We start from the raw sequence: 1,841 nt of genomic DNA on the forward strand, positions 1-1,841 counted from the left end.
GCAGACACCCGAGGGGATGCGCGATCGGTTCAATATCGAAGTCAGGGTACAATGCGAAGTGAAGCGGATAATTCGCGACAAAAAGAGCGTCGAGCTGAAACGGCACGGTATTACCTACGCAAAATCGGTTACGCATTCGACATCGCACGCTACGTATTATCCGGGGCGAGCGGGCTATCGGTAAAAATATTATTCGATCCCCCTGACTTCCGCACTACCCAAAAAACAGAGTAACCACACCACCATTTAGCTGGGATAAAGCAAAATAGAAATGGTAAAATGGGTGTCCCGTTGCTAAAATAAAGCATGTTTGTGCGAAAGAAGAAGAACAAAAGCGGTTCAACAAGCATCCAAATTATCGATAAGACGGGTGGAACCTATCGGGTCATCAAAACACTTGGCGCAAGTCGAGATATTGATGAAATAGAACGCCTGGTTCAACTGGGTACATCGATTATTAACAAGGCAGATGACAATCAACCCCGACTTTTTACAGTTAAAACTGAGACCGAGCAAGCAATAGAAAACTTCTGCCAAGGTCTTAGCAACAATAATATTCGCACCATCGGCCCTGAACTCATCTTTGGCACACTGTTTGACCGGATCGGCTTTAATAAAGTAGATGATGAACTTCTTCCGCCACATCACCATCGCCAGGCTCGTCTATCCAACCAGCAAGCTTAAAACAGTCGATTATCTGTACCGCTACCGGGGAATAAAGATAAGCGTGGACGCGATCTGCCGGTTTTTAGATAAACTGGCGAGCACCCATAAAGAAACAGTAGAAAGAATAGCGTTTGAATACACCAAAAGACAGTTAAAGAATATCTCGGTCGTCTTCTATGACATGACTACCCTCTACTTTGAAGCCGAGGACGAAGACGACTTAAGAAAGATCGGTTTTTCCAAAGACGGCAAATTTCAAAATCCTCAGATTATGCTGGGACTTCTGGTAGGAGAGCAGGGGTATCCTATTGGCTACGACATTTTTGAAGGCAATACCTTCGAAGGTCACACTCTTTTACCGGTGCTCCAAGGCATCCAGGCAAAGTACGGTTTCAAAAAGCCGATAGTAATTGCCGATGCCGCCCTGCTTTCAAAGAAGAACCTCCAGAACCTCTGCCAAGAAAACTATGAGTTCATCATCGGCGCTAGGATAAAAAACGAAACTCATGGCATTAAAAACAAAATCCTGGAGCAAACCAAAGAGATAAAAGATGGTGATTATATTACGATTAAAAAGTCTGACGGTACCCGCCTCATCGTCACTTATTCAGATAAGCGCCAAAGAAAAGATGCTTTCAACTTTCAACCGCGAGCGAGGCCTAAGGAAACTCAAAGAGCGTGTTAAAAACGGTAGATTGACCAAGGAGAGCATCAACAACCGGGGCTACAATAAGTTCTTAGCGTTAAAGCCAAGCATGACCGTTGAAATAGATGAGGACAAAATAAAAGAAGATGAGCACTTCGACGGGTTAAAGGGATATATTACCAACACGAAGCTTGCGCCACAAAAGATCGCTGAAAACTATAAACACCTCTGGCAGATAGAAAAAGCGTTTAGGATATCAAAAACCGATCTCAAGATCCGCCCTATCCATCATTACCTAAGACAGCGCATTGAAGCCCACATCTCAATCTGCTTTGTGGCTTACACGATCTACAAAGAATTAGAGCGGCTGCTTTACAAACACAAAGCCGGCTTTAGCCCAAAACGAGCTGCTGAGCTGACTCAAAATATGTATGAGATAGAATACATTCTCCCGCATTCACAGAGAAAACAAACAACGCTTCTTAAAATGACCGAAGATCAACAGACACTTTACGATATCATCTACAAA

General features: G+C 43.7%; 2 pseudogenes. Both read left to right on the forward strand.

Going from position 1 to position 1,841, the window contains the following annotated elements:
• Positions 1-184, forward strand: a pseudogene (locus COY37_RS04420) (hypothetical protein); the annotation flags it as partial.
• A gap of 122 nt (positions 185-306) precedes the next feature.
• Positions 307-1,841: pseudogene (locus COY37_RS12040) on the forward strand (IS1634 family transposase); the annotation flags it as partial.

Source organism: Candidatus Aquicultor secundus, from assembly GCF_002791875.1.
In the GTDB taxonomy this organism is placed as follows: domain Bacteria; phylum Actinomycetota; class Aquicultoria; order Aquicultorales; family Aquicultoraceae; genus Aquicultor_A; species Aquicultor_A secundus.